Origin of the sequence: Shewanella sp., assembly GCF_051658185.1 — a bacterium.
Lineage (GTDB): Bacteria > Pseudomonadota > Gammaproteobacteria > Enterobacterales > Shewanellaceae > Shewanella.
In genome coordinates, this window is record NZ_JBOFMC010000128.1 from 1 (window position 1) to 1,801 (window position 1,801).

Here is a 1,801-nt window from a genome sequence, read left to right on the forward strand (position 1 = left end):
GCTGCCATCTGCCCTGTATCTATTTAGTCGACTCGGGCGGTGCTAACTTGCCCCGTCAGGATGAAGTCTTTCCAGACCGCGATCATTTCGGCCGGATTTTCTACAATCAAGCGCAAATGTCGGCCAAGGGCATTCCGCAAATTGCGGTAGTGATGGGTCTGTGTACCGCAGGCGGCGCCTATGTGCCTGCGATGGCCGATGAATCTATTATCGTAAAAGATCAAGGCACTATCTTCTTAGCGGGTCCGCCCTTAGTCAAAGCCGCAACCGGGGAAGAAGTCAGCGCCGAAGAACTCGGCGGCGCCGATGTACACACCAAAATTTCGGGCGTGGCCGATCACTTAGCTCAAAACGATGAGCATGCCTTAGAGCTTGCCCGCCGCGCTGTGCTGCGTCTAAATCATCAAAAACACATCAGCAGCCTACTGAGCCCAGTTAAGCCACCGAAGTTTGATATCAACGAACTCTACGGCATTGTCGGCACCGACTTGAAAAAGCCTTTCGATGTCAAAGAAGTGATCGCCCGCATCGTCGATGATTCGGATTTCGATGAGTTTAAAGCCAACTATGGCGCAACCTTAGTTTGTGGTTTTGCCCGCATTCACGGCTATCCCGTGGGGATTGTGGCCAACAACGGCATTTTATTCTCCGAATCGGCGCAAAAAGGCGCGCACTTTATCGAGCTGTGCTGCCAGCGCAAGATCCCGCTGCTGTTCCTGCAAAACATCACCGGCTTTATGGTGGGTAAAAAGTACGAACACGAAGGTATCGCTAAGCACGGCGCCAAGATGGTGACCGCAGTATCCTGCGCTAATGTGCCTAAATTCACTGTGATTATCGGTGGTAGCTACGGCGCAGGTAACTACGGTATGTGTGGCCGCGCCTTCGAGCCGACCATGATGTGGATGTGGCCCAATGCGCGCATCTCTGTGATGGGTGGCGAGCAAGCCGCTGGCGTATTAGCCACAGTGCGCCGCGACGGTTTAGCCCGTAAAGGCGAAGCATGGTCAATTGAGGACGAAAAAGCCTTTAAAGCACCGATTATTGCCCAGTACGATAAAGAGGGTCATCCCTACCATGCCAGCGCCCGCCTATGGGATGACGGCATTATCGACCCAGCGCAAACCCGTGATGTGGTGGGCCTTGCCCTGTCAGCCGCATTAAATGCCCCTATCGAAGACACCCGCTTCGGCGTCTTCCGTATGTAAGCATCTTGCGATGCCTTACGTATCACTCATAGAGGGAATAACGATGACGGGAATAACAATGACTGACACACAACACCAGCACACTAGCACTCAATCCTTAGCTAATTTGCAGCAAGCCTTAGGCCATTTGCAACATGTAAGCTACGCGCTGAATAACGGCGTGGGCGAGTTAATTCTTAACCGAGCCGAAGTGCACAATGCCTTCGATGAGGTGATGATCAGCGAAATGATCGCCGTCCTCGGTTATTTTGCCGAGCACCAAGACTGCAAACTGCTGCTTTTAAAAGCCAATGGCAAAAACTTCAGCGCTGGCGCCGACTTAAATTGGATGCGCAAACAAGCCAAGATGGATTTTGAGCAAAACCTGAATGACGCCAAGGCGCTGGCCAAGCTGATGCAGGATTTAGATACCTTTCCAAAACCCACTATCGCCTTAGTCCAAGGGGCGGTCTTTGGCGGCGCGCTGGGGTTAATCTGCGCCAGTGATATTGCCATCGCCACCGAGCGTGCAAGCTTCTGCTTGAGCGAAGTCAAACTCGGGCTGATCCCCGCGGTAATTAGCCCCTACGTTGCCCGCGCCATGGGCAATCGCG

Annotated in this window: 2 protein-coding genes; both read left to right on the top strand. The window is 53.1% G+C overall.

Going from position 1 to position 1,801, the window contains the following annotated elements; translation table 11 throughout:
• A partial coding sequence (locus tag ACRCZA_RS05460) for a carboxyl transferase domain-containing protein (protein ID WP_438673456.1) occupies positions 1-1,208 on the top strand: 1,208 nt, incomplete at its 5' end.
• Positions 1,209-1,266: 58 nt separating this feature from the next.
• The coding region (locus ACRCZA_RS05465) for an enoyl-CoA hydratase-related protein (protein WP_438673457.1) at positions 1,267-1,801 on the top strand (535 nt) is incomplete at its 3' end.